18 protein-coding genes are annotated in these 22,159 nt (G+C 63.0%); 9 read left to right on the forward strand and 9 right to left on the reverse strand.

Annotated features, from left to right (window positions below; translation table 11 throughout):
• Positions 1-7: 7 nt before the first annotated feature.
• The 3 genes from ACR0KJ_RS09600 to ACR0KJ_RS09610 all read right to left on the reverse strand — a co-directional run bounded on the left by ACR0KJ_RS09600 (position 8) and on the right by ACR0KJ_RS09610 (position 4,471).
• On the reverse strand, positions 8-946 hold the full coding sequence (locus ACR0KJ_RS09600) for a DMT family transporter (RefSeq protein ID WP_170521133.1): 939 nt from the start codon (positions 944-946) through the stop codon (positions 8-10).
• Between the two features lie 144 nt (positions 947-1,090).
• The gene (locus ACR0KJ_RS09605; RefSeq protein ID WP_170453533.1) at positions 1,091-1,504 is read right to left on the reverse strand and encodes a group III truncated hemoglobin; all 414 of its coding nucleotides are present in this window, start codon (positions 1,502-1,504) and stop codon (positions 1,091-1,093) included.
• A 48-nt stretch (positions 1,505-1,552) separates the two neighbouring features.
• The gene (locus tag ACR0KJ_RS09610; RefSeq protein WP_480626531.1) at positions 1,553-4,471 is read right to left on the reverse strand and encodes an error-prone DNA polymerase; all 2,919 of its coding nucleotides are present in this window, start codon (positions 4,469-4,471) and stop codon (positions 1,553-1,555) included.
• 109 nt (positions 4,472-4,580) lie between these two features.
• On the opposite strand from ACR0KJ_RS09610, the gene ACR0KJ_RS09615 reads away from it, so the two are divergent.
• Entirely contained in the window at positions 4,581-5,045 is a 465-nt protein-coding gene (locus ACR0KJ_RS09615; protein ID WP_480626532.1) for a DUF1203 domain-containing protein, read from the forward strand.
• On the opposite strand, the gene ACR0KJ_RS09620 is transcribed toward ACR0KJ_RS09615, so the two are convergent.
• Positions 5,042-6,031, reverse strand: coding sequence for an ABC transporter ATP-binding protein (locus tag ACR0KJ_RS09620; RefSeq protein ID WP_480626607.1), 990 nt, complete (start codon positions 6,029-6,031; stop codon positions 5,042-5,044). The genes ACR0KJ_RS09615 and ACR0KJ_RS09620 overlap by 4 nt on opposite strands.
• Before the next feature lie 87 nt (positions 6,032-6,118).
• Here ACR0KJ_RS09620 and ACR0KJ_RS09625 point away from each other — a divergent pair, with 87 nt between their 5' ends.
• The 3 genes from ACR0KJ_RS09625 (at position 6,119) to polA (ending at position 9,714) form a co-directional block, all read left to right on the forward strand.
• Positions 6,119-6,295 (forward strand): zinc-finger domain-containing protein, encoded by a 177-nt coding sequence (locus tag ACR0KJ_RS09625; protein ID WP_170453536.1) that lies wholly within the window; start codon positions 6,119-6,121, stop codon positions 6,293-6,295.
• Between the two features lie 82 nt (positions 6,296-6,377).
• Complete coding sequence (locus tag ACR0KJ_RS09630) at positions 6,378-6,848, forward strand: hypothetical protein (RefSeq protein WP_480583618.1); 471 nt, start codon at positions 6,378-6,380, stop codon at positions 6,846-6,848.
• Between the two features lie 70 nt (positions 6,849-6,918).
• A complete protein-coding gene (polA, locus tag ACR0KJ_RS09635; RefSeq protein WP_480626533.1) occupies positions 6,919-9,714 on the forward strand; it encodes a DNA polymerase I in 2,796 nt (931 codons plus the stop codon).
• Positions 9,715-9,759: 45 nt separating this feature from the next.
• Here polA and ACR0KJ_RS09640 read toward each other — a convergent pair whose 3' ends face one another.
• Together ACR0KJ_RS09640 and ACR0KJ_RS09645 are read right to left on the reverse strand one after the other, a co-directional pair.
• Complete coding sequence (locus tag ACR0KJ_RS09640; RefSeq protein ID WP_170453539.1) at positions 9,760-9,990, reverse strand: DUF2798 domain-containing protein; 231 nt, start codon at positions 9,988-9,990, stop codon at positions 9,760-9,762.
• Positions 9,991-10,063: 73 nt separating this feature from the next.
• Positions 10,064-10,816: a hydroxypyruvate isomerase family protein gene (locus ACR0KJ_RS09645; protein WP_480626534.1), complete on the reverse strand. Its 753-nt coding sequence runs from the start codon at positions 10,814-10,816 to the stop codon at positions 10,064-10,066.
• A gap of 174 nt (positions 10,817-10,990) precedes the next feature.
• On the opposite strand from ACR0KJ_RS09645, the gene ACR0KJ_RS09650 reads away from it, so the two are divergent.
• Positions 10,991-11,935 (forward strand): DMT family transporter, encoded by a 945-nt coding sequence (locus ACR0KJ_RS09650; RefSeq protein WP_480626535.1) that lies wholly within the window; start codon positions 10,991-10,993, stop codon positions 11,933-11,935.
• Here ACR0KJ_RS09650 and ACR0KJ_RS09655 read toward each other — a convergent pair.
• The gene (locus tag ACR0KJ_RS09655) at positions 11,932-12,513 is read right to left on the reverse strand and encodes a DUF1285 domain-containing protein (protein WP_480626536.1); all 582 of its coding nucleotides are present in this window, start codon (positions 12,511-12,513) and stop codon (positions 11,932-11,934) included. The two genes, ACR0KJ_RS09650 and ACR0KJ_RS09655, sit on opposite strands and share 4 nt — an antisense overlap.
• Before the next feature lie 64 nt (positions 12,514-12,577).
• On the opposite strand from ACR0KJ_RS09655, the gene ACR0KJ_RS09660 reads away from it, so the two are divergent.
• The 4 genes from ACR0KJ_RS09660 to ACR0KJ_RS09675 are packed head-to-tail and all read left to right on the forward strand — an operon-like array spanning position 12,578 to position 19,255.
• Positions 12,578-13,585, forward strand: coding sequence for an AAA family ATPase (locus ACR0KJ_RS09660; protein WP_480626537.1), 1,008 nt, complete (start codon positions 12,578-12,580; stop codon positions 13,583-13,585).
• Positions 13,582-14,457, forward strand: coding sequence for a DUF58 domain-containing protein (locus ACR0KJ_RS09665; RefSeq protein WP_480626538.1), 876 nt, complete (start codon positions 13,582-13,584; stop codon positions 14,455-14,457). Before ACR0KJ_RS09660 ends, ACR0KJ_RS09665 begins: the two co-directional genes overlap by 4 nt.
• Complete coding sequence (locus tag ACR0KJ_RS09670) at positions 14,454-17,216, forward strand: DUF4159 domain-containing protein (RefSeq protein ID WP_480626539.1); 2,763 nt, start codon at positions 14,454-14,456, stop codon at positions 17,214-17,216. Before ACR0KJ_RS09665 ends, ACR0KJ_RS09670 begins: the two co-directional genes overlap by 4 nt.
• Entirely contained in the window at positions 17,213-19,255 is a 2,043-nt protein-coding gene (locus ACR0KJ_RS09675) for a hypothetical protein (protein ID WP_480626540.1), read from the forward strand. Before ACR0KJ_RS09670 ends, ACR0KJ_RS09675 begins: the two co-directional genes overlap by 4 nt.
• Here the strand turns inward: ACR0KJ_RS09675 and ACR0KJ_RS09680 are convergent.
• Both ACR0KJ_RS09680 and pbpC read right to left on the reverse strand, forming a co-directional pair.
• The gene (locus tag ACR0KJ_RS09680; RefSeq protein WP_480626541.1) at positions 19,252-20,097 is read right to left on the reverse strand and encodes a 2-keto-4-pentenoate hydratase; all 846 of its coding nucleotides are present in this window, start codon (positions 20,095-20,097) and stop codon (positions 19,252-19,254) included. The two genes, ACR0KJ_RS09675 and ACR0KJ_RS09680, sit on opposite strands and share 4 nt — an antisense overlap.
• A 12-nt stretch (positions 20,098-20,109) precedes the next feature.
• The gene (gene pbpC, locus ACR0KJ_RS09685) at positions 20,110-22,146 is read right to left on the reverse strand and encodes a penicillin-binding protein 1C (protein WP_480626542.1); all 2,037 of its coding nucleotides are present in this window, start codon (positions 22,144-22,146) and stop codon (positions 20,110-20,112) included.
• Between the last annotated feature and the right edge of the window lie 13 nt (positions 22,147-22,159).

Genomic DNA, 22,159 nt, shown 5'->3' on the forward strand with positions numbered 1-22,159 from the left:
CCTTGATTCAATCCCCCGGCCGCGACGCCCCTGTATCCGAGCGCGGTGAGCGCACCCGCAAAACCGGGGTGTTGGTTGAGGTGGTATTCGACCGGCTCTCGCGCCAGACCACGAATACACCAGACGCGATGATGATGCTTGCCCCGACGGCGACCCAGCCGTCCGGTCGCTCGCCAAAGAAGATCATTCCAAACAGCGTTGCCCAGATGATCTGGCTGTATTGGCTGGGGGCGACAACACCGGCGGGCGCGGCGCGGTAGGCCAGGATGATCAGGTGTTGCGCGATGACCGAGAACACGCCGACCAGCGCCATCATCGCCAGATGCAGCAGCGAGGGCGGCTGGTAGACGGCGGGTTGCAGCAAGCTCATGACCACAATAGCCAGTAGCATGGGGTAGAGGATCAGCACGGCCGAGCGTTCCTCATTCCCGATCTTGCGCACCAGAACGGATGCAAAGGCGCTGCAAAACGCAGCCGTCAGGGCGGCGAGGTGGCCCAAAGTGATATCCGTTGAACCGGGGCGCAGCACGATCAGAACGCCGATCAGGCCGACGCCAACGGCGGCCCAGCGCTGGGCGCGGACAACTTCGCCCAGAATCGGGATCGACAGGACCGTGACGATCAGCGGGAAGGAAAACAGCAGCGAATAGACCTCGGCCAGCGGCAGGACCGAGAAGGCGTAAAAGGCGCAGGACATGGCCGTGACCATCAGCGCCGAGCGCAGCAGCACCAGCCACGGGTGATGCGGCAGGAAGTTGCCCGTTGTCCGGTCGGTCAGGATTGTGACCGCCATGGGGACAAAGGAAAACAGCGTGGCGAAGAAGATGATCTGCATCACCGAATAGGTCCCGCCCAGCACTTTGATCAGCGCGTCATGGCTGGCAAAGACCGCGAATCCCGCAAACGCGAAACCAAGTCCCCGAAGGGTGGTGTTTTGAGTGCTCATCGATATGGCCTCGGGTGATGTCGGTGTGGTGGCACTATGCCGTCGCAGCGCAAAAAGGCTGTCTTGCCCCTGAGTAAACCGATTTTACCGGGGCGCATAGCCCCTATTTTACCGCTAACATCGCAAAGCCGCCATGTTCAGGGATCAACGCAGGATCGGCGGAGCGTCCTTGGGTTGGCGGGCCGATTGCACACCGGCCTTCATCCCGACCCCGATACGCCGGGCCAGCGCGACCCATGGGGTTGCGGTTTCCGGTGGCAATGTCTGGGTGGCGACCTCTTCAAACAGGTCCAGCCAATGGGCGAACATCTCGGGCTTCACGTCGGGCCGCTCGATATGGACGCGTTGGGGATTGCCGTCATAGCAGCGCTCGAACAGGATGGCGTTGCGCCAGAAAGCGGCGATCTTTTCCTCATGGCTGGGCCAGTCGGTGACATGGTTGCCAAAGACCGGACCCAGCACAGCATCCTCGCGCACGCGGGCATAGAAGGCGCGGACCTGAGTGTTGATCTGATCGGGCGTTGCCGGAAAGCGCGGCGGCAGGGCGGGTCTGGTCATGAGGGCACCGGTTTCGACTCTGTTCCGGGCCAATATCCCGTTCTGTCGTCACGCGACAGGCGTGGTTTTGTCGCGCTGATCCGGCGTCAGCAGATGCCGCAGCAGGGCGACCGGATGCGCCCGCAGGCTGAGGCGGGTGGCGACGTAATCCTCGACTACCTGCTCGCCCAGTGTCATCTGCGGCAGATAGGCTTCGGGCTCATCCAGCGCCTCACCCTCCAGATCCTGCGAGAACAGCGGCAAGGGTTTGGCGGTGGCAATTGCCTTGGCCTGCCACAGCGCCTCGCGCCGGGTCAGGTCGCAGGCGGCGAAGGCGTCGGCTTCGGCCAGCCGCTCGATCACCGACGGGCCCAACCCCGCCCGGCGCCAGACGTCATCGACCTGATGGTAGCCATTGCCGCGCGCGGCGGTCAGCCAACTGGCGTCCTCTTCGCTGAGCCCCTTGATCTGACGGAACCCCAGCCGCAGGGCCAAGCCGCCCTGGCCATCCGGCTCCATCACGTTGTCCCAGAAGCTGGCATTGATGCAGACCGGGCGCACCTGCACCCCGTGTTCGCGCGCATCCCGCACGATCTGGGCGGGGGCATAGAAGCCCATCGGCTGCGAATTCAGCAGCGCACAGGCGAAGATGCCGGGGTGGTGGCATTTGATCCAGGCCGAGGCATAGACCAGCAGCGCAAAGCTGGCCGCGTGGCTTTCAGGGAAGCCATAGGACCCGAACCCTTCGATCTGCGAGAAACAGCGTTCCGCAAAATCCTGTTCATACCCGTTGCGCTTCATCCCGCGCAGGAACAGCGCGCGAAACTCGCTGACATTGCCATGCTTCTTGAAGGTTGCCAGAGACCGCCGCAGCCGGTCGGCCTGTTCCGGGGTGAACCCCGCGCCGACGATGGCGATCTGCATCGCTTGTTCCTGAAACAGCGGTACGCCCAGCGTTTTGCCCAGCACCTCGCCCAGTTCGTCCGAGGGGAAGCTGACCTCTTCCTCGCCATTCCGGCGGCGGATATAGGGGTGGACCATGTCACCCTGAATGGGTCCGGGGCGGATGATGGCGACCTCGATCACCAGATCATAGAAATTGCGCGGCCGCATCCGGGGCAGGAAATTCATCTGTGCCCGTGATTCCACCTGAAACACGCCAACCGAATCCGCTTTGCACAGCATATCGTATACTTGGGGATCTTCGGGCGGCAGGGTGGCCAGCGTATAGCTGGTCTGGTGATGTTGCCCGATCAGGTCGAACGCCTTGCGAATGCAGGTCAGCATCCCAAGGCTGAGCACATCGACCTTCAGAATGCCTAAGCTGTCGATGTCATCTTTGTCCCAGCAGATCACCGTGCGGTCTTCCATGGTGGCGTTTTCGACGGGGACAAGTTCGTCCAAACGCCCCTCGGTGATGATGAACCCGCCGACATGCTGCGAAAGGTGCCGGGGGAAGCCGTCGATCTCATAGACCAAAGACAGAGTCTGTTTCAGGCGGCGATCTTCGGGGTCGAGGCCAATCTCGCGCATCCGGTGCGCTTCGAGCCCGACGGTTGAGAAGAAACCCCATAACTGTGAGGACAGCGCCGAGATCGTGTCTTCGGTCAGACCCATGGCCCGCCCAACCTCGCGAATGGCGCGTTTACCACGGTAATGCACCACCGTGGCGCAGAGGCCCGCGCGGTCCCGGCCATAGCGGTCATAGATGTGCTGGATCACCTCTTCGCGGCGTTCGTGCTCGAAATCCACGTCGATATCGGGCGGTTCATCGCGGGCCTCCGAGACAAAGCGTTCGAACACCATCGTGCCCAGTTCGGGGCTGACTTCGGTAATGCCAAGGCAGTAGCAGACCACCGAATTGGCCGCCGAGCCGCGCCCCTGACACAGGATATCGCGGGACCGCGCGAATTTGACGATGTCCCGGACGGTCAGAAAGTAGGGTTCGTATTTCAGCTTGCCGATCAGGGTGAGCTCATGGGCCAGCATCTTCCTGGCCTTCTCGGATGCGCCCGCCGGGTAGCGCCATTTCAGCCCCTCATGGGCCAGACGGTGCAGGCGTTCGGTTGGGGTTTCCTGCGCGCTGCCCTCGCTGGGGTATTCATAGCGCAGTTCGTCCAGCGAGAAGGTAAGCCGTTCGCTGAGGTCATGGGCGCGGGCGACAGCCCCTTCATGCCCCTTGAAGATGCGCAGCATCTCAGCCTCGGATCGCAGGCGCTGTTCGCCATTGGCCAACGCTGCACGGCCCAGATCATCCACCTTGCGGCGCAGACGAATGGCGGTCAGCACATCCCCCAGCTTGCGACGCGCACCGTGATGCATCATCGGCGTGGCGCTGGCGAGGGTGGGGATGCCGAGATGTTTCGATTCCGTCTCTAATAAAGAGAAATAGATGCTGTCTGCGCCATCATACCGGGGGTGCATCAACAGATGCATCCGCCCGGCAAAGCGGCGCGTCAGCTGCTGCGCCTGTGTCCGCCATGGGCTCGCGCCGCCCTGCGACCGGTCCGCCTGTGGCCAGAGCAGCAAGTGGAGACCGTCGGAAAACGCCAACAGGTCCGACAGGTGCAGGATGCAGTCGCCTTTCTCGGCACGCCGGCGGCCGGTGGACAGAATACGGCACAGGTTGCCCCAGCCCTGCCGATTCAGAGGCAGGGCGGTAACGGTGGGCGCATCGGTGAAGATCAGCCTTGCCGCCGGGATCAGGCGGGGCACCGCGTGGATCGGGTAGGAGGGCGGTTTGGGAATATGATCCGGGCAGGGCGGGCCGATGGAGGTGTTCTGCGCCTCCCACTCCAGCCGCTCACGCACCCTGCGGGCTATCTCGCGCCCTTGGGTGTGGGCGCGGACGATCCCGGCGACCGAGTTGTCATCGGCAATGGCGATGGCGGGCAGGCCCAGGGTGACGGCACGCTCCATGTACTCCTCGGGGTGCGAGGCCCCGGTGAGGAAGGTGAAATTCGAGGTGATCGACAATTCGGCATACATGGCGATTCTCTATTATATTCACGCTTTGTTCTTTTTCGAGTCCTTTGCGCAGGAAACGGGTCGATTGAGGCCGATGAGGCGGGCAGGGTCAGGAAAAAGGAGACCCGATATGTTCAAGATCACCGCATTGCCCACTGACGATGTCCGCGCCCTTCAGGCAGGCGGCCCGGATGCCTATGGTGTCCCGCCCGAGCGGGCCGTTTCGACCGGCGCTGGCAATCCCTGCCGCCATTGCCTGCGCAACATTCCGGAAGGCGAAGAGATGCTGATCCTGGCGCATCGGCCCTTTTTAGAGACACATCCCTATGCAGAAACCGGCCCGATCTTTCTGTGTACGTCGCCTTGTCAGCGGTATGAGGGCACGGAACTGCCCGAGATTCTGACCACCTCGCCGGACTATCTGATCAAAGGCTATGGGATGGACAACCGGATCATTTATGGCACCGGGGCGATCACACCCACGGATCAGATCGGCGCAAAGGTCCGGGATATCTTTGCCCGTCCGGATATCGCCTATATCCATGTCCGATCTGCCCGCAACAACTGCTATCAGGCGCGGATCGACCGGGTCTAAAGCTTGACCCGGTGCATCCCCCGGCGCGGCTGGTCCTGATCGTCCGCCGGTTCATCCACGCGCGAGGATGTCAGGGCGAGGAAGACATCCTCGAGGTCGGCCTCTTCGGTCCGGACATCGCGAATGCGGATACCTGCGGCGCGGACGGATTCCAGAACCTGCTCGGCGCTGGTTTGGGCGCTGCGGTAGTTCAACACCAGATTGCCATCGTCACGCAGCGTGGCTTCGACGCCCTCGGTTGCGGGCAAATCGGTGACAGGACGGTCGGGGACAATCACCATGGTGCGACTGTCCATGCGGCCCAGCAGGTTTGCGGTGCTGTCCTGCGCGATCTTTTCGCCGTGGTTGATGATGGCGATCTGGTCGCACATCTCCTGCGCCTCTTCCAGATAGTGCGTGGTCAGGATGATGGTCATGCCCTGTTCGTTCAGCTTGCGCACATTGGCCCACAGCATCTGGCGCAGCTCGATATCCACGCCCGCCGTCGGTTCGTCCAGCACCAGCACCTTGGGATGATGCACCAGCGCTTTGGCCAGCAGCAACCGCCTGCGCATCCCGCCCGACAGAGTGCGGGCATAAGCCTCGGCCTTGTCGCTGAGGCCGACCAGTTCAAGGATCTCATCGCTGCGGCGTTGCGCTTTGGGCACGCCATACAGCCCGGCCTGAACCTCTAGCGCGCCGCGTGGGGTGAAGAACGGGTCGAGGTTCAGTTCCTGCGGCATCACGCCGATGGCGGCGCGGGATTGGCGCGGGTTCTGATCCTGATCGAAGCCCCAGATCGACACATTGCCCGAAGATTTCACCACCAGACCGGCCAGAATATTGATCAGCGTCGATTTCCCGGCCCCGTTTGGCCCCAGCAGCCCAAAGACCGACCCGCGCGGGATGGTCAGATCAATACCTTTCAGCGCCTGTTTCTCGGGCTGGCCCTTGCTGCCGCGATAGGTCTTGCGCAGCCCTTCGATCCTGATTGCCGCATCGGCCATGTGGCTCTTGCCCCCGGTTTGCTCATCGCTCATAAACGCACCTAGTACATGCCCGCGAGGCCGACAACCGCAGAAGGATCGCCAGCCGTGACCATCGAAGCCCCGGAAACCAGGATCGTCGAAACCACCCGTGTCGCCTGTGACGGGGGTGAGGGCGCATTGGGTCATCCGCGCGTCTGGTTGCAGATCCCCGAGGATACCGGCTGGGTCGAATGCCCCTATTGCGACTGCAAATATGTTCTGAGGGGCACAGAGCAAAGCTGATCGTCCACCGCTCCGGTCGCTGCCCAAATCTTGCCGCGTTTCTCATGGTAACTCTTTGGTGGGACCAACGCGGGTGAATGCGATGACCGACATGACTGCTACACAGAACGCCAGCCCGGTTTTTGGCTGGATCGGGTTTTGCCTGGCGGCGATGGCGTTGTTTGCCGCGCTGTTTGTGTTCTGGGCCGGGCCGTTTGCGCCGCAGCAATCAACCGGCGTGTCGCTGGGGGAACTGGCCGCCGAGATTGGAAAATCGACCCTCCGCGCTGCCGCTGGGCTGGAACAGCCTGAACCGGTCGCCCAAACCCGCGATCTGGACGATTTCCTGCAAATCGGCGTGGCCATGCTGGGCGGGCTGGCGATTGTTGTCTCGGTAATTGGCATTCTGCGCCACGAACGGATGCGCCCTGCTATCGCGGGTGTCTGCGTTGGCATCGGTGCGATCCTGTTCCAGTTCTTCGCCTTTGCCTTTTTCGCCTTCCTTGGCGTGCTGGTGATCATGGCGCTTCTGAACAGCTTCTCGGACGTTTTCAGCGGCCTCTTTGGTGGTTAACCCACGTTCCTGACTGGTCAGTCGCCTGCCCCTGTGGCAGAACCATCCCTGACCGACAGGGAGAGCGCGCATGAGCAATTTCGGAAAAGGGTGTCACCTGCATCTGATCGACGGATCGGCCTTTATTTTCAGGGCCTATCACGCGCTGCCTCCGCTGACGCGCAAATCCGATGGGCTGCCGATCGGGGCGGTTTCGGGGTTCTGCAACATGCTGCAGAAATATGTCGAAGGGAACGCCGGGCCAGATGCGCCGACCCATGTGGCGGTGATTTTCGACAAAGGCTCGCACACGTTCCGCAATGATCTGTACGATCTCTACAAAGCCAACCGCGAGGCGATGCCCGAGGATCTGCGCCCGCAGATGCCCCTGACCCGCGAGGCGACGAAAGCGTTCAACATCGCCTGCAAGGAGCTTGAGGGCTATGAGGCCGACGACATCATCGCCACGCTGGCCGTTCAGGCGCGTGAGGCCGGGGGTCGTGTGACCATCGTCAGTTCCGACAAGGATCTGATGCAACTGGTCGGCGACGGCGTGGAAATGCTGGATGCGATGAAGAACAAGCGCATCGACCGGGACGGGGTGCTCGAGAAATTCGGCGTCGGGCCGGAACGGGTGGTCGATGTGCAGGCGCTGGCCGGGGATTCGGTGGATAACGTGCCGGGCGCGCCGGGGATCGGGATCAAGACGGCGGCGTTGTTGATCAATGAATATGGTGATCTGGAAACCCTGCTGGACCGCGCCGAAGAGATCAAGCAGCCCAAGCGCCGCCAGACCCTGATCGAAAAGCGCGACCAGATCGAATTGTCGAAGAAGCTGGTGCAACTGGATGAGCAGACGCCTCTGGATTTCACCTTGGACGATCTTGAGGTGAAAGACCCCGAGCCGGAGAAGTTGCTGGCGTTTCTGGCCGAGATGGAGTTCCGCACCCTCACCAAGCGCATCGCGGATAAGTTGGGGGCTGAGGCTCCGGTGATTGCCGACGCGCCTGCGCCGGTCGAAGAAGTTGAAGCCGAGGTTATCCCGTTTGATGCCTCGAAATACGAATGCGTGCGCGATGCCGGGGCGCTGCAAAAATGGATCGATCAGGCCTATGAGCGCGGCTGGGTTGCGGTGGACACCGAGACCACCGGGTTGAATGAGATGATCGCCGATCTGGTCGGCATTTCGCTGTGCATTGAGCCGGGCGAGGCTTGTTACATCCCGTTGATCCACCGGCAAAGCGCGACCGATGATCTGTTTGGCTCGGACGCGCTGGCCGAGGGACAGATGCCGCTGGATGAGGCTCTAACCCTGCTGAAACCGGTATTCGAAGACCCGTCGATCTTGAAAATCGGGCAGAATATGAAGTATGATGCCAAGATTTTCGCGCGCTACGGCATCGACGTGGCCCCCATCGATGACACGATGCTGATGTCTTACGCGATGCATGGCGGTGAGCATGGGCATGGCATGGACACGCTGTCCGAACGGTATCTGAGCCACACGCCGATCCCGATCAAACCGCTGCTGGGTTCGGGCAAATCGGCGATTACCTTCGACAAGGTGCCGATTGAAGAGGCTACGGCCTATGCCGCCGAGGATGCCGATATCACCCTGCGGCTGTGGAAGCTGTTCAAGCCGCAACTGCATCAGGTGCAGGTGACGACGGTGTATGAAACCCTCGAGCGCCCGCTGGTGCCGGTGCTGGCCGAGATGGAGATGCATGGCATCAAGGTTGACCGCGATGTTCTCTGCCGCATGTCCAACGCATTTGCCCAGAAAATGGCCGGGTTAGAGGCTGAAATCCACGAATTGGCCGGTGAGAATTTCAACGTCGGCTCACCCGCGCAGCTGGGTGAGATCCTGTTCGACAAAATGGGGCTGGAAGGCGGCAAGAAGGGGAAAACCGGGAAATACTCGACCGGGGCGGATGTGCTTGAGGATCTGGCGACCGAGCATGAATTGCCGCGCCGGGTGCTGGACTGGCGGCAACTGTCCAAGCTGAAATCGACCTACACGGATGCTTTGCAGACCCATATCAACCCCGATACCGGGCGGGTGCATACGTCTTATTCGATCACCGGGGCCAGCACGGGGCGTCTGGCCTCGACCGATCCGAACCTGCAGAATATCCCCGTGCGCACTGAAGAGGGGCGGCGCATTCGCGAGGCGTTTATTGCCGAGCCGGGCAATGTGCTGGTCAGCCTCGACTACAGCCAGATCGAACTACGGATATTGGCGCATATCGCCGGGATTGATGCGCTGAAACAGGCATTCTCGGATGGGTTGGACATTCACGCCATGACCGCGTCTGAGATGTTTGACGTGCCGCTGGACGAGATGACGCCGGATATCCGCCGTCAGGCCAAGGCGATCAACTTTGGTGTGATCTATGGTATCTCGGGCTTTGGTCTGGCGCGCAACCTGCGCATCCCCCGGGCCGAGGCGCAGGGGTTCATTGACCGGTATTTCGAGCGCTTCCCGGGCATTCGCCAGTACATGGACGATACGGTCGCCTTTGCCAAGGAACATGGCTACGTGCAGACCCTGTTCGGGCGGAAAATCCATACGCCCGAGATCAATGCCAAGGGGCCACATGCCGGGTTTTCGCGCCGGGCGGCGATCAACGCGCCGATTCAGGGGACGGCGGCGGATGTGATCCGGCGCGCGATGGTGCGGATGCCGGATGCGATCAACGGGCTGCCTGCCAGGATGCTGTTGCAGGTGCATGACGAATTGCTGTTTGAAGTGGCCGAAGATGCGGTGGATCAGGTGATCGGTGTGGCGCGCGACGTGATGGAGGGTGCATCGGACCCGGCCGTCAAGCTGGATGTGAAGCTGGAGGTGGATGCCGGGCAGGGGGCCAACTGGGCCGAAGCGCATTAAGGAAAGCGCTGCTCATCAGGCCCGGCGGGCCCTCTTCGCAGCGGGTCAGGCTTTGGGCCTGACCAGTCGGTCCACCAGCCGTTTCACTGCAGGCCCAAGAACCACAATGACCGCGAAGGCGATGGGCCAGCAGAACATCCACGAGGCCATCCAGTCCGAGACGGTGGTGGGCCCCAGCCCCACGGCCTTGACCGTCGCAATACCGGTTACGATGCAGGACATCAGCCCTGACATGATCAGGCAAAACACGACATGCGATAAGCGGGCGGCGGTCATGGGCATCATCCGTTCGTTGGCCTTGGCAACATGTGGGGTATTTTGGCCGCAAATGCCAGTGGTTGCTGTCAGGCTACCGCATCCAGTCCAGCGACTCCTCGGTCCGGCGCGTTGAAGGCGTGTATTCCGCGCTGACCCACCCAGCATAGCCGCTATTGTCCATCGCACTGAAAAGCCTGTCGAAATCCGTGTGTCCGCTGCCGGGTTCCGACCGACCCGGCGCGGCCCCGATCTGAGCGTGCACCACGCGGTCATGGTATTGATCCCAGACGGCCAACGCGTCGCCATGGATCATATCGGCGTGAAAGCTGTCATATTGCAGACCGATATTGCGGCGATCCACCTGGTCCAGAACCTCGGCTGCCAGCGCGTAGTCGTTCAGGAAGTAGTCCGGTTGGGACACCGGGTTCAGCGGCTCGATGGTGAACTGCTGGGTGGGCGCGATCTCGGCCGCCCATTGCAGGTTTTGCACGAAGCTGGCCATCGCCTGTGGCCCGGACGCATAGCCGGACATGATATGGATGATCTTCGGGCGCAGCGCGTCGGCATAGCGCAGAACCCTGCGGATATCGGATTGAAACCGCGCCTCGCCGCCGGGAATTGCCGCGTAACCGGGCTGCCCGCCGGTGTAGTTGGGCGGTGGGGCGTTGATCAGAACCAGTTCCAGCCCATTGGCCAACAGGGCGCGGCGGGTCTCTTTCGCGGCCAGATCATAGGGGAACAGAATCTCGACTGCCTTGAACCCGGCCTCGGCTGCAGCGGCAAAGCGATCCAGGTAGGGCAGCTCGGTAAAGAGCAGCGAGAGATTGGCGGCAAATCTGGGCATGAGCGGTCCAGGTGTTTGGTCCCCGGACCTTAGCGAGCGGGCGGTTTTCAGGAAAGGGACTGAAAACGACAGATTGTCGAAAATCGACCAGATCAAGGATCGGGTCTGAGGGACCATCCGCCCCAATGCGGCGAATCATTTCCGACGCCGCTTTGACAAAAAGGCCCGATCTTTATGGCTTACAGCCCTGACCCCGCGCGCGGGACCGCACTCTCTTTGCCCGCCGACCGCAATGCTGCGCTGTCCGGCAACGGGTTGGCGGTCGCGTCGATGCTGACATGGGCGGCAGGGTTTCCGGCGGCAGAGGTCCTGTTGCAAAGCTGGCCTCCGATTACGCTGTTTGCCGCGCGGATGGCGTTGGCTTTGGCCGTCATGGTTCCGATCTGGATCTGGCTTGACGGTCCGGCGCGGGTGCTGAACGCCCGCTGGGGCCGGGCGCTGTATGTCGGAGCGGTGGGGTTCGGCGGTGGCATGTTCCTGATCCTTCTGGCGCAAAAGCTGACCGATCCGGTGACGGTGGCGATCATCGCATCTTGCGCGCCTTTGGCCGCCACTTTGCTTGAAATGGCAACCGGCACGCGACGCCTGCGATGGAACTTTGCCCTCGGCGTGTTGGTCTCGATCATCGGTGGGATCATCGCCACCAGTGCGCTGGCTCCGGCTCAGCTGGGTTTGGGGGCGGCCTGCGCGGTTGTGTCCACGTTTCTGTTCTGCTGGGGCAGCATGGCCACAGCGCGCGACTTCCCTGACCTCAGCCAGATGGGCCGGTCGACGATCACTTTTGTCGGCGCGTTGATGATGGCGGCAGTGCTGCTGTTGGGGGCGTATCTGCTTGGGTTTGATCTGCGCCCCTCACTGCCCGTTGATTTTGCCCAAGGCGCGATGCTGGTGATTAATGCGCTGGTCTCAATGGGCATCAGCCAGGTGTTCTTCATTGCCGCTGTCGGCAAAATGGGCGTCGCGCTGACCTCGTTCCACATCAATGTCGCGCCCTTCTACGTCATGATCATCATGCTGGTGCTGGGCGAGGCATGGGACTGGACCCGCGCGCTGGGCGCGGGGATCGTTGCTTTGGCGGTGGTGGTCGCGCAGGACCGCAGGTTCCCGCGCCCGGCCTAAACGTCGGTCAGTGCCTCTGCCGCAATCAACGGGAAAAACTGCCCGCCGGACCAGACGCCGAACCACCCCTCGTGCTCGGTCCCGATGTCGACCAGCCGGTAAAAGCTTTTGCGGTCGATGCGCGCCTCAAGGTCGGCGCGGATCAATATATAGGGTGCGGGTTCTTCTGTTTCGGGATCGGTGACAATGCGGATGGGATGGTCCGGCCCGGCCACCGCCGTATCGCCCACATGTGTCGTGAATGTTAGCTCTTGCGCCGCGCCGTCGCCTGTTTGGTCAAAGTCCACGGCGACAAAGGGCGCATCCTCGACGGTGATTCCCACCTTCTCGACCGGGGTGACGAGGTAATATCTGTCGCCTTCTTTCTTAAGAATTGAGGAAAATAGCTTTACCAACTCGAACCGGTTGATCGGCGACCCTAAGTAACTCCAGGTACCATCCCGTGCGATCCGGATGTCCAGATCGCCGCAAAACGGAGGATTCCACAGGTGAACGGGCGGTAAACCCCTGGTTTTGGCCGCTTTGACTGATGCAGCCAGACCATCCGGCGAAGGTTTCACAGGTTTTTGTCCGCTCATTGCTTTTGCCATTTCCTCTTAGCGCGATACACTTCATTTATAATAGTCCACGGAAGGGAAAGTCATGACCGAACCTGCCGACCTCGTGTCCGAGATCGAAGCGCTGGAAACAAAACTGCAAGAGGCCAAGTCCTCGATCACTCGCCGCTTCATCGGGCAGGAACGGGTCGTGGAGCTGACCCTGACCGCGCTGTTGTGCGGTGGGCATGCGCTGTTGATCGGTTTGCCCGGTCTGGGCAAGACACGTTTGGTCGAGACGCTGTCGACCGTGATGGGGCTGCACGGCAATCGCATCCAGTTCACGCCGGACCTGATGCCCGCCGACATTCTGGGGTCCGAGGTTCTGGACACCGCCGATGATGGCACCCGTCATTTCCGCTTTATCTCGGGTCCGATCTTTTGCCAGTTGCTGATGGCGGATGAGATCAACCGCGCCAGCCCGCGCACCCAGTCGGCGCTGCTGCAGGCGATGCAGGAACGAACGGTGACAGTGGCGGGCGAGGATCGCTCGTTAGGTGTGCCCTTCCACGTTTTGGCCACGCAGAACCCGATTGAGCAAGAGGGCACCTATCCGCTGCCCGAGGCGCAACTGGACAGGTTCCTTGTTCAGATCGACGTCGAATACCCGGATCGCCAGACCGAGCGGGATATTCTGTTGGCGACAACAGGCGTCGAAGAGGACGCGGCGCATCAGATTTTCACCAAGGAAGAGTTGCTGGCCGCGCAGGTCCTGCTGCGTCGGATGCCGGTTGGGGACTCGGTCGTCGAATTGATCCTCGATCTGGTCCGCGCCTTCCGCCCTGATGAGCCCGGAGTCTCGGAACGTGTCGCCGAAACCGTCGCCTGGGGCCCCGGCCCGCGTGCGGCGCAGGCATTGATGATGACCGTGCGAGCGCGCGCGATGCTGCAAGGGCGGCTGTCCCCGAATGCCGAGGATGTGCTGGATATGGCCCGCCCGGTCCTGAGCCACCGTATGGCGCTGAACTTTGCGGCGCGGGCACGCGGCGACAGCTTGTCTGAACTGATCGAATCCACCGCCGCCGGTCTGATCCGGACCGAGGCCGCGGCGTGAATGCCGCGCTGACCCTTCGCGAAAGATCCGAGGCCGAGGCGTCCCGGCTGCCGCCCCTGTTGGCGCGTGCCGAACATCTGGCCGGGACCGTCCTGCTGGGTGACCACGGGCGGCGACGCTCGGGGTTGGGCGATGATTTCTGGCAGTACCGCCCGGCACAGATCGGTGACAGTCGGCGGATGATCGATCACAGGCGATCAGCGCGCGGTGATCAGCAATTTGTGCGCGAACGCGAATGGCAGATTGCGCAATCGGTGATGCTGTGGGTCGATCAGGGTGCCTCGATGCGCTTTGCGTCGAACAAAGAGTTGCCGACCAAGGCCGACCGGGCGCGTTTGCTGGGATTGGCAACCTCGATCCTATTGGTGCGCGGGGGCGAGCGTGTGGGCCTGACCGGAACCACCCTGCCACCCCGGCGTGGCAATGCGCAGATCATCCGGCTGGCGCAGGCGTGGTCCGAGGATGCCGAACCTGACTATGCCCCGCCCGAACATCGGGCGATGATCCCGCATGCGCGGGCTGTGTTCATATCCGATTTCCTCGGCCCGATGGATGAGGTCGAACTGGCCTTGACCAAAGCCGCCGACCGGGGCGTGCGGGGTGTGATCCTGCAGGTGTTGGACCCAACCGAAGAGAGCTTCCCCTATCGCGGCCGCACCATCTTTGAAAGTGTCGGCGGCACGACCCGGCACGAGACGCTGAAGGCCGGAGACCTGCGTGATCGATATCTGGACCGGTTGGCACAGCGTAAGGACGCGCTGACCCAATTGTGCCGCGCAACTGGCTGGCAACTGGGCCTGCACCACACCGGAGACAGCGCACAAGCGGCTCTGTTATGGCTCTATCGGGCGCTGGACGGGGGAATGCGATGACGGTTCTGGCGGGCATCGGCTTTACCGCCCCATGGGTGCTGCTGGGTCTGCTGACCCTGCCGATCCTGTGGCTGATCCTGCGCGCCGTGCCGCCCGCGCCGATCCGGCGTTTGTTCCCGGCGGTAACTTTGCTGCTGGGCTTGAAGGATGACGAGAGTGTCTCGGACCGCACCCCGTGGTGGCTGCTTATGCTGCGGATGCTGGCAGCGGCGGCGATCATCATCGGGCTGGCAGGGCCAGTTCTGAACCCGTCGCGCGATCAGACGGGCACCGGGCCGTTGTTGCTGGTGCTGGATGCCAGCTGGGCCGGGGCGACACGCTGGTCGGCGACGCTGGATCAGATCGATGCGCAACTGACCGAGGCCGGGCGTGCAGGGCGACCTGTCTCGATCCTGCGCCTGACCGAGCCGGAAACACCGGTGTTTCAGGCGGCTGAGGCGTGGCGGAACCGTTTGCCGGGGCTGGCACCGAACCCGTGGCAACCGACCGAGACGCAGATCGCACAGGTCTTTGCGGCGCTGGATCAGGTCGATGGCGGTTTTGACACCCATTGGTTCAGCGACCGGCTGAGCTATGAGGGTCACGCCGATTTAGTGTCTGATCTGCAATCCCGTGGCGAGGTCACGGTGTATCAGCCCAATTCCGGGGCGGTGGCGTTGTTGCCCGCGGCCTATCAGGATGGGGTGATCCAACTGACCGCGCTGCGGGCCGAACCCGGACCGGAACAGCGCGTTACCGTTCTGGCGCAGGGTCGCGACCCGGCGGGGACAGCGCGCGTTCTGCAATCCGCAGACATGACCTTTGAGAATGGCGCAACCGAGGCGCGGATCGAGCTGGCTTTGCCCTCTGAACTGCGCGCACGGATCACCCGGTTCGAGCTTCAGGGCCAGCGGTCCGCCGGGGCCGTCACCCTGACCGATGACAGCCTGCGTCGGCGCGAGGTCGCGCTGATTGCCGGATCGATCAACCGCGAAGGGTTGGAGTTGCTATCACCCTTGCACTACCTGACTCAGGTGCTGGTCCCCACAGCGGATTTTGTCGAAGGCGGGTTGCTTGAGGTTTTGCCTGCGAATCCGGATGTCATCGTTCTGTCGGATGTGGCCCAGATGTCAGCCATGGAAGAGGCTGATCTGACCGCATGGGTCGAACAGGGCGGGCTGCTGCTGCGCTTTGCCGGGCCGCGTATGGCGGCCAGCGATCTGGGCCGCGATGAGGAAGATACGCTGTTGCCGGTAAGGCTGCGCAGCGGCGGTCGCACCGTCGGCGGCGCGATGAGTTGGGGTGAGGCCAAGACGCTGGCCCCGTTCCCCGAAGACTCGCCCTTCTACGGGTTGCAAATCCCGGATGACGTGGTGGTTTCAACACAGGTCATGGCGCAACCAGACCCTAATCTGGCGGATCGGGTGATTGCGTCGCTGTCGGACGGAACACCACTGGTCACGCGCAAGGCGCTGGGTTTGGGGCAGGTCGTGCTGTTCCACGTGACGGCGGATGCGGAATGGTCCAGCCTGCCGTTGTCGGGCCTGTTCGTGGAAATGCTGGACCGTCTGGCTGTCGCCTCGGCGGCCAAATCCCGGCAAGTGGAACAGTTGCAAGGCACCACGTGGGAGCCGGTTCAGATCATGGACGGCTTTGGCGTGCTGTCCGACGCGGGCACATTGGCCGGTGTGGACGGGGTGGAACTTGTCTCGGGTCAGATCGGCCCCGACATTCGCCCGGGTCTATATGAAAGCGGCAAGCAGAAGCTGGCGCGCAACGTTCTGTCCGAGGAGTCGGTGCTGAGCCCGGTGGTCTGGCCCTCGGACGTGCCGATCCGGGGGCAGGAGGTCACGACCGAGACGCCGTTGGGCGGCCTGCTGCTCAGCCTTGCGCTGATCCTGTTGACCATCGACGTGATCGCCTCACTCGCGCTGTCGGGTCGGTTGGGTCTGGCCAAGGCGACCGCAGCGGCCCTTGCGGCCATGCTGCTGGTGCCCGAGGCACAGGCGCAAACGCCGGATGAGACAGATTTCGCCCTGGCCGCCACCCATGAATTGGTTCTGGCCCACGTCCTGACCGGGGATCCTCAGGTGGACGATATCGCGCAGGCGGGCCTGCGCGGGCTGGCGCAAACGCTGTTCTACCGCACATCCGTGGAACCGGCGGAACCCATCGGCGTGGATCTGGAACGCGATGAGCTTGCCTTTTTCCCGCTGCTCTATTGGCCGATCACGCCTGATCAGTCGCAGCCCTCAGCCGAGGCTTATGCCAAGCTGAACGCCTATCTGCGCTCGGGCGGGATGATCCTGTTCGACACGCGGGACGCCGATATCGCAGGGTTCGGGGCCTCAAGCCCCAATGGGCGCAAGCTGCAACAACTGGCCGGGCCGCTGAATATTCCCGCGTTAGAGCCGATTCCCCGAGACCATGTCCTGACGCGGACCTTCTATCTGCTGCAGGACTTCCCGGGCCGTTATTCAGGCACCGAGGTCTGGGTCGAAGCCGCGCCGTTGGATGCGGAACAGATCGAGGGGATGCCTTTCCGCAACCTCAACGACAATGTGACGCCGGTGGTGATCGGCGGCAATGACTGGGCCGGGGCCTGGGCCGTGGATCGCAACGGGCAGGCCCTGCTGCCGGTGGGTCGCGGCTATGCGGGTGAGCGGCAGCGCGAGCTGGCCAGCCGCTTTGGCGTCAATCTGGTGATGCATGTGCTGACCGGGAATTACAAATCCGATCAGGTGCATGTGCCTGCTCTGCTGGACAGGTTGGGACAATGACCGGAACCGTCATATTCGATCCGCTGATCCCATGGCCCGTTCTGGCCGTTGTCGCCGCGCTTGCGGTTGGCGGGGTGATTCTGGCTGTCTGGCGCGGCCTGTCCGGCTGGGCGCTGCGGGGCCTGGCGGCTTTGGTGTTGATCGCCGCGCTGGCTGGCCCCGTGTACCAGATCGAAGACCGCGCGCCGCTGACCGACATTGTCCTGATGATTGAGGATGAAAGCGCCAGTCAGACGCTTTCCGACCGCGCTGATCAGACTGCCGAGGCCGCCGAGGCGCTGGCCGCCGAGATCGAATCCCGTGACAACACCGAACTGCGCCGCATTCGCGTTGGCGACGGGGACGGTGATGAGGGCACGCAGGTCATGGCCGCCGTCAACGCCGCTTTGGCCGAGGAACCGCGCGCACGGATTGCGGGCGTTCTGGTCGTCTCGGACGGGATCGTGCACGATGTCGATCAGGCCCCGGATCTGCCTGCGCCCCTGCATCTGCTGCAAACCGGGCGCGAAAGCGACTGGGACCGCAGGCTGATCGTTCGCAATGCACCCGCCTTTGCCATTATCGGCGAGCCTGTGACCCTGACCCTGCGCGTCGAGGACAGCGGTGCCGCGCCGGGCGGAGCGCCCAACGCGCCGCTTCAGATCTCGGTCGACGGTGGCGAGGCGGAAGAGTTCCGTATCCCGATCGGTGTGGATGTAGAACTGCCGATCACGCTGCCCCATGGCGGGCGCAACGTGATCCAGTTCTCGGTCCCGCAGGCCGAAGGCGAATTGACCGACCGCAACAACACTGCGCTGATCCAGATGAACGGCGTGCGCGACCGGCTGCGCGTTCTGCTGGTTTCGGGCGAGCCGCATCCCGGTGGCCGTACATGGCGGAACCTTTTGAAATCAGACAGTTCCGTTGATCTGGTGCATTTCACCATTCTGCGCCCGCCGGAAAAGCAGGATGGCGTCCCGGTCGATGAACTGTCACTGATCGCCTTCCCGACGCGCGAGCTGTTTCTGGAAAAGATCAACGATTTCGATCTGATTATCTTTGACCGCTACAAACGTCGCGGCATCCTGCCCGCGATCTATCTGGATAACGTGACCGATTACATCAACGGCGGCGGTGCTGTGCTGATCGCGGCGGGTCCCGATTTCGCCAGTGCAGACAGTATCTTCCGCTCACCGCTTGCGCCCATCCTGCCCGCGCAACCCACGGCGCGGGTGATCGAGGAACGCTATGTGCCCATGGTCAGCGATCTGGGGCATCGGCATCCGGTGACCACCAATCTGGGCGATTCCGAGGATTGGGGCGCATGGCTGCGTCAGATCGATGTGAACCAGCGCTCGGGTCAGGTTCTGATGACCGGTCTGGACGAACGCCCGCTGCTGGTACTGGACCGCGTGGGCGAGGGGCGCGTGGCGATGCTGGCCTCGGACCATGCCTGGCTGTGGAGCAGGGGTTACGAGGGTGGCGGGCCGCAGCTAGAACTGCTGCGCCGGTTGGCCCATTGGATGATGAAAGAGCCCGAGCTTGAGGAAGAGGCGCTATGGGCCGAGGCCAATGGTCAATCCATGCGCATCATCCGTCAGACGCTTGAGGATGAGGTCGGGCCGGTCACAATCACCCGCCCCAATGGCGAGACGCTTGAGATCACGCTGGACGAGGTCACTCCGGGCCGGTTCGAAGCGCAGTATTTCGGGCCTGAGATCGGCCTCTACCGTTTGCAGGAAGGCGAGTTGATGGCGGTGATCGGCCTTGGCCCCGCTGCACCCAAGGAATTTGAACGCACCATCGCCACCGGCGATGTGCTTGATCCTGTGATCGCGGGGATGCGTGGCGGGGTGATCCGCTTGGAAGATGGCTTGCCTTCGATCCGCAACGTCCGGGCCGGGCGTCCTGCGGCGGGACGCGGCTGGATCGGTCTGACCCCGCGCGAGGCTTATGAGACCCGCGATGTCACGCAGGCCGGGTTGCTGCCGCCCTGGCTGGTTCTGTTGCTGGCGGGTGGGTTCCTGCTGGGTGGTTGGCTGCGCGAAGGCCGTCGTTAGTCTTCGCTGAAAATAACGCTGACCGATGAGTTCCCCGGCAGCCCCTCATAGCTGACAGACGCGCCGCCTTTGCCTTTGGCCGGCGGAAACAGCGGACCAAAAGAGCCGACTGAAACCATGTCGCCGGGCTCAAAGGTGATGCCTTTGGAGGTCAGCCAAATCACCGCATTGGCCGGATGCCCCAGCACTGCCTGCCCCGGCGCTTGCGCCAGTATTTCGCCATCTGCTGCGCTGAGCGTGACCGTCATGTCACTTAGCGCCGTTGTCATAGCCAATGGGTCCGTTACGGCGATTTCCGAGCCTAACACGCCCAGTTTCGGCCCCACACCAATGGCCGTAAGGGTCACAGGCGTGATCGGCTGCCCCTCGGCCAGTGTCAGATCGGGCAGTTCGATGAACGGACGAATGGCCGAGACGTTGCGGATGACCTCCTCGGGGGTTGTGGCCTGATTGATTGCGGGGTCGCCGACGACAAGGATCAGGTCGGCCTCGAATACGGGCCGGGCCCCCCAATTCACCGGAACCGTGGCCCCATCGTCCAGCATCATGTCCCGGTACAAAAGGCCCTGAACCGGTTCGGACGCCCCGAACCGTTCCTGCGCCGGTGCGCTGGTCAGGCCCGCCTTGTAGCCGATGACCGGGCCCAGATGCGGTTCCATGGCCTCGGCCAGCTTGGCCTGGGTACACAGCGCATCCTCCATCGTTCCATCCGGCGACAGGGCGGTTGTTGGGGTGTTGGCGAGATAATCGCGCACAAAGGCGTCGATCTGCGCGTCCGAGGCACATTCGGCAGACGCCGAAGAGGCCGCCATCACGACAGCCAGTGCAAGCCAAAACCGCATATCGATCTCCTTTCAGTCGATCCCAACTGAAACCCGGTCAGACGCGCCATGGGCGTCAACCACCACCAGCGCGGAAAACCCCGGCCCCGGGTTGGGTATTTCGAACTCGCGGTGCCGCTGTCCGGTCAAAACCGGAACCCCGTCGGCCAGCAGGGAAAACGGCCCGACCCCGCCGCGCAGTTTGACGGTCAAAGGGGCTCCGTCCGTCTCTAATACGGCATTATTTGGCGGGAAAATCACGTCAGGGGCGCTCGGGTCATCCTCAAATGCAGCCCCGCGCGGCTGAAACCGTTGCAGGGGTTGCGGCAATTCAGCGGCTCCGACAATCAGGGTGGATGGGGGAGGCGGGCGCAGCGGAACGGGGATGGGTTTCAGATGCCCAAACGCCTCGAACAGTAGGGGCGCGGCCAGTTCACCGCCAAACGCGCCGGGCACCGGCGTTCCGTCGGCGCGGCCCAGCCAGACGCCGATCACATGCTGGCCGTCAAAGCCAATGGCCCAGGCATCCCGATGCCCGTAGGATGTGCCGGTCTTGTAGGCCAACCCCTGCGCGGCGGCCCCCGGTGGCGGGGCGAGTCCAGCCAATACGTCGCTCACCTGCCACGCGGCGACGTCCGACAGGGCGCGGGCGGTTTCGGTCCGCTCGGCCAGTGCGTCATGATGCAGAACCGGCCCTTGTCCACCTGCCGCAAGCGTGGCGTAGAGTTGCACCAGATCGTGCAGGCTAAGCCCCACACCACCCAGCGAGATGGCAAGGCCCGGTGTCCCGCCGCCAAGTTGCGGATCACTTCCGGCCTGTTGCAGCGCGGCCATCACCCGCGCGGGACCAAGCGCGTCGGTCAGGCGCACCACCGGGATGTTCAGTGACAATTGCAGCGCGTCACGCATCCGGATGTCCCCCCGAAAGACACCATCGAAATTGCGCGGCGCATAGCGCCCGAACATCACCGGGCTGTCGCTGATCAGGGTTTCGGGATGGGCCAGCCCCTGATCGAAGGCCAGCCCATAGATCATGGGCTTCAGCGTGGAGCCCGGTGAGCGCAATGCGCGGGTCATGTCGACAAAGCCTTGCCGGTCGTCCTGATAGCCCGCCGATCCGACCGAGGCCAGAATCTCTCCGCTGCGGTGATCTGCCACGATCAGGGCACCGGAGATGCGCGGCCCCGCCTGATCGGCGGCCTGAGCCACCAGCGATTCCAGCCGGGCCTGCAACCCGGCGTCCAATGTCAAATCCAGCGCCTCGGTCTCGGGGTTTGCGCGCTGGGCCCGGTCGGTCAGATGAGGTGCGAGGCGCGGGAAGGCCTTCATCTGCGTGGGAACCGTTTCGGTCAGCGCGCTCAGCATCTGGGCGTCAGACAGCACCCCGTGCCGCTGCATCCGTCGCAAAACCCGGTCGCGCGCTGTTCGAGCGGTTTCGGCGGCACGGTCGGGTCGCCGCGTTTCCGGGGATTGGGGCAGGGCGACCAGCAACGCAGCTTGTGCAGGCGTCAGGCGAACCGGGTCTTTGCCGAACCAGGCGCGGGTGCCCGCCCGGATACCTTCCAGGTTGCCGCCATAGGGCGCATGGGTCAGATACAGGCCCAGAATCTGGTCTTTGCTCAGGCGTCGTTCCAGCGCCAAAGCGACCCTAACCTGGCGGATCTTGCCGCTCCAGCGCCCGGTGGGGCCGTCCTCGATCAGCCGCGCGACCTGCATGGTCAGGGTCGATCCGCCCGAAACAGTGCGCCCGTTCCACAGCGCCTGCCCCGCAGCGCGGATCATCGCCATTGGATCGACGCCGGAATGGGACCAGAACCGCTTATCCTCGTACCGGATCAGCATGTCGGTAAAGGCGGGATCGACCGGACCGGGGCGCAGCCGCCAGATCCCGTCTTCGACCGGGAAGGCGCGCAACAACGTGCCGTTCCGGTCTCGCATCTCGACCGAGGTTTCCGCCAGAACAGGGGGCAGGACGGTTGCATCCACCCACTCCGCCGCCCGGTCCCGCGCATAGGCAGTCAGGTAGAGTGCACTCGCCAGCACCATCAATATCGTGGTGCTTCTAGGCATCCTGACGCCCCAC

The sequence above is a fragment of the Ruegeria sp. AD6 genome (assembly GCF_056542325.1).

Bases quoted from the DNA above. Each gene is read 5' to 3' on its own strand.
- ACR0KJ_RS09600 (WP_170521133.1), bottom strand. From the start codon at position 946: ATGAGCACTCAAAACACCACCCTTCGGGGACTTGGTTTCGCGTTTGCG.
- ACR0KJ_RS09605 (WP_170453533.1), bottom strand. From the start codon at position 1,504: ATGACCAGACCCGCCCTGCCGCCGCGCTTTCCGGCAACGCCCGATCAG.
- ACR0KJ_RS09610 (WP_480626531.1), bottom strand. From the start codon at position 4,471: ATGTATGCCGAATTGTCGATCACCTCGAATTTCACCTTCCTCACCGGG.
- ACR0KJ_RS09615 (WP_480626532.1), top strand. From the start codon at position 4,581: ATGTTCAAGATCACCGCATTGCCCACTGACGATGTCCGCGCCCTTCAG.
- ACR0KJ_RS09620 (WP_480626607.1), bottom strand. From the start codon at position 6,031: ATGGCCGATGCGGCAATCAGGATCGAAGGGCTGCGCAAGACCTATCGC.
- ACR0KJ_RS09630 (WP_480583618.1), top strand. From the start codon at position 6,378: ATGACCGACATGACTGCTACACAGAACGCCAGCCCGGTTTTTGGCTGG.
- polA (WP_480626533.1), top strand. From the start codon at position 6,919: ATGAGCAATTTCGGAAAAGGGTGTCACCTGCATCTGATCGACGGATCG.
- ACR0KJ_RS09640 (WP_170453539.1), bottom strand. From the start codon at position 9,990: ATGACCGCCGCCCGCTTATCGCATGTCGTGTTTTGCCTGATCATGTCA.
- ACR0KJ_RS09645 (WP_480626534.1), bottom strand. From the start codon at position 10,816: ATGCCCAGATTTGCCGCCAATCTCTCGCTGCTCTTTACCGAGCTGCCC.
- ACR0KJ_RS09650 (WP_480626535.1), top strand. From the start codon at position 10,991: ATGGCTTACAGCCCTGACCCCGCGCGCGGGACCGCACTCTCTTTGCCC.
- ACR0KJ_RS09655 (WP_480626536.1), bottom strand. From the start codon at position 12,513: ATGAGCGGACAAAAACCTGTGAAACCTTCGCCGGATGGTCTGGCTGCA.
- ACR0KJ_RS09660 (WP_480626537.1), top strand. From the start codon at position 12,578: ATGACCGAACCTGCCGACCTCGTGTCCGAGATCGAAGCGCTGGAAACA.
- ACR0KJ_RS09670 (WP_480626539.1), top strand. From the start codon at position 14,454: ATGACGGTTCTGGCGGGCATCGGCTTTACCGCCCCATGGGTGCTGCTG.
- ACR0KJ_RS09675 (WP_480626540.1), top strand. From the start codon at position 17,213: ATGACCGGAACCGTCATATTCGATCCGCTGATCCCATGGCCCGTTCTG.
- ACR0KJ_RS09680 (WP_480626541.1), bottom strand. From the start codon at position 20,097: ATGCGGTTTTGGCTTGCACTGGCTGTCGTGATGGCGGCCTCTTCGGCG.
- pbpC (WP_480626542.1), bottom strand. From the start codon at position 22,146: ATGCCTAGAAGCACCACGATATTGATGGTGCTGGCGAGTGCACTCTAC.